Source organism: Streptomyces europaeiscabiei, assembly GCF_001550375.1.
GTDB classification, from domain to species: Bacteria; Actinomycetota; Actinomycetes; order Streptomycetales; family Streptomycetaceae; genus Streptomyces; species Streptomyces europaeiscabiei.
In genome coordinates, this window is record NZ_LRTR01000649.1 from 1 (window position 1) to 3409 (window position 3409).

The following is a 3409-nucleotide window of genomic DNA, read 5'->3' on the forward strand; positions in this document are numbered from 1 at the left end:
GGCGGGGGCCGCGGCGAGCTGCGCGAGCGGCTCGCGGCGCTGGCGGCGGGGGAACCCGTGCCGGGGGTCGTGCAGGGCACCGCGACCGTGCCGGACCGGACCGTGTTCGTCTTCTCCGGGCAGGGCAGCCAGTGGCACGCCATGGGCCGGGAGATGCTGGAGCGCAGCCCGGCGTTCGAGGAGACTGTCGCCGCCTGCGACGCGGCCTTCGCGCCGGTGACCGGCTGGTCCGTTCGGGAACTGCTGCGCGGTGAACTGCCCTCCGCCGACTACCCGCTGGAGCGCATCGACATCGCGCAGCCGGCACTGTTCACGATGTTCGTGTCGCTGGCGGCGGTCTGGCGTGAGCTGGGCGTGGAGCCGGACGCGGTGGTCGGGCACAGCCAGGGCGAGGTCGCCGCGGCCGTGGTCGCGGGGGCGCTCACGCTCCAGGAGGGGGCCCGCATCATCGCGCTGCGCAGCCGCGCGCTGCACCGCGACGGGGGCGGCGGCGAGATGGCGTTCGTCGAGCTGCCGCTGGCCGAGCTCCGTGAGCGCATCGCGGGCTACGGCGAGCGCATCGCCGTGGCCGCCGTGAACACGCCGCGCTCGGTGACGGTGTCCGGCGACACCGACGCGATCGTCGACCTGCTGATCGAACTCGACGACGACGACATCGTCTGCGGTCGGCTGAACGCCTCGTGCGCCTCGCACAGCCGCCACATGGACCCGCTGCTGCCCGAGCTGCAGGCGCAGCTGTCCGAGCTGGCGCCGCGGGACACCTCGGTCGCTTTCTACTCGGCGGTGACCGGCGCGCCGATCGCCACCAGCGGTCTGGACGCGGCCTACTGGAGCCGCAACCTGCGGGAGACCGTGCGGTTCGAGGAGGCCACGCGGGCGCTGCTCGCCGACGGATACGGGCTGTTCCTCGAGGTGTCCCCGCACCCGGCCCTGATCATGGGGGTGCAGGACACGGTGCAGGACGCCGGGGCGGACGCCGTCGCGGTGGGGACGCTGCGGCGTGGTGAGGGCGGACCCGAGCGGTTCGTGCTGTCGCTGGCGGAGGCGTACGCCGCGGGCGTCCGCGTCGACTGGGCCGCGCTGCTGCCGGCCGCCGAACACGCGGAGTTGCCCACCTACCCGTTCCAGCGGCAGCGGTACTGGTTGCCGCCGAAGCCGGCGGTGCGGGACGCGGGCGCCGTCGGCCTGGGTGCCCTCGGTCACCCGCTGCTCGCCGCCGAGGTGACGTCGCCGCGCTCCGGGTCGGTGGTGCTCACCGGCAGGCTGTCGACGGCCGCGCAGCCCTGGCTGGGCGAGAGGCGGGTGCACGGGCGGACGGTGCTGCCGGACGCCGCGTTCCTGGAGTTGGTAGCCCAGGCCGGGGACAGGGCCGGCCTCGACCGGATCGAGGACCTCGCGCTGCACGAGCCGCTGGTGCTCCCCGAGGGTGCGGGCGGACCGGGCGACGGGGTGCATCTGCACGTGGTCGTGGGCGAGGAGTCCACGTCCGGGGGCCGTCCGGTCGACGTGTACTCCCGCGCCGAGGGCGCGGCCGAGGACGCGTGGGTCCACCACGCCTCCGGGACGCTGGGCCGGGCGGCGGGAGCGCCCTCCTTCGATCTGGCGGCCTGGCCGCCCCCGAAGGCGCAGCCCGTCGCCGTGGACGAGTGGTACGAGGCGTCGGCGGACGGCGGCCTGGAGCTCGGCCCGGTGCTGCGGTCCGTACGGGCCGCCTGGCGGCGCGGCGACGAGTTGTTCGCCGAGGCCGAGCTGGCGCAGGACCTGCACGCGGACGCCGGTGCGTTCGTGCTGCATCCGGTGCTGCTGGAAGCGGCGCTGCACCCGCTGTGGCACCAGGAGGCCGCCGCCGACGGGCGGCCGCGGGGTGTTGCCCGGGTGCGCGGTGCCGAACTGCACGCGCGGGGCGCGACGACGGTCCGGGTGCGGATCGCGCCCGCGGCGGGCGGGGCGGAGGTCACCGTCGAGGTGGCCGACGCGTCGGGCCGCCCGGTCGCCTCGATCGCGGTGCTGGAGTCCCGGGAGATCGCCGCGGGCAAGCTTGCCGACGGTGCTTCGCGCGGTGGCGCGCTGCACCGGCTGGACTGGACGGCCGTGCCGACGGCCCCGGCCGGATCGCCGGTGGAGTGCGCGGTCGTGGGCTCCGCGACCGGGCCGGTGACGTCCGCGCTGGACGGCGCGGGCTGGTCGGTGCGGCATTGTGCCGGTCTGGAGGAGCTCGCGGGGGCGGACGACGACGTCCCGCCGGTGGTGTTCGTGCCGGTAGAAGCGGACGCCTCGGCCGAACCGACCGCCGAGACACGGCGGGTGACGGCGTCGGCCCTCGCCACGCTCCAGGAGTGGCTGGCCGGGGAGCGGTTCACCGCGTCCCGTCTGGTCGTTGTCACCCGGGGTGCGGTCGACGCCGGCGCGGGTGCCCCGGACCCGGCCACGGCTGCCGTGTGGGGTCTGGTGCGGTCGGCGCAGACGGAGCATCCGGGCCGTTTCGCGCTGCTGGACCTGCCCAGGGGCGAGGCTTCAGCCGGTGACGGGGACGCTCGGCCGTTGCCGGCCGGTGTGCCGTTCGACACGGAGACGCAGTTCGCGCTGCGGGCGGGCGAGGTGCTCGTGCCCCGGCTCGCGGTGGCGGCCGAGGCCGTGACGGAACCCGCCGAGGGCGGTCGTCCGCTCGCGCCGGAGGGCACGGTGCTCGTCACCGGCGGCACCGGAACGCTGGGCGCGCTGGTGGCCCGGCACCTGGTGAGCGCGCACGGCGTGCGGCACCTGGTGCTGACCAGCCGCCGGGGCCCCGACGCGCCCGCCGCGCGGCGGCTGGACGCCGATCTGACCGAACTCGGCGCCGACGTACGGGTCGTGGCCTGCGACGTGGCGGACCGGGCGGCGGTCGCGGACCTGCTGAACGGCATCGACGCGGCGCACCCGCTGACGGGTGTGGTGCACCTGGCGGGCGCCCTCGACGACACCGTCGTGGAGTCGCTGACGCCGGAGCGCCTCGACGCCGTGCTGCGGCCGAAGGCGGACGGCGCCTGGCATCTGCACGAACTGACCCGCGAGCTGCCGCTGGCGGCGTTCGTGCTGTTCTCGTCCATGGCGGGCACGCTCGGAGCGGCCGGCCAGGGCAACTACGCGGCGGCGAACGTGTTCCTGGACGCCCTTGCCGCGCACCGGCGTGCCCAGGGCCTGCCCGCGCACGCGCTGGGCTGGGGCTTCTGGGAGGAGGCCAGTGGCCTGACCGCGCAGCTGGGCGAACGGGATCTGGCCCGTATGGCGAAGGCCGGCATCCTCCCGCTCGCCTCCGAGCAGGGGCTGGCGCTGCTGGACGCGGCGCTCACCCGGCCGGAGGCGGCGCTGCTGCCCACCCGGTGGGAGCCGCGCCGCCTGCGGGAGCTGGCCGCGGCCGGTGCCCTGCCGC

1 protein-coding gene is annotated in these 3409 nt (G+C 76.4%); it reads left to right on the top strand.

Annotated features, from left to right (window positions below):
• The coding region (locus AWZ10_RS31660) for an SDR family NAD(P)-dependent oxidoreductase (RefSeq protein ID WP_159058416.1) at window positions 1–3409 on the top strand (3409 nt) is incomplete at both ends.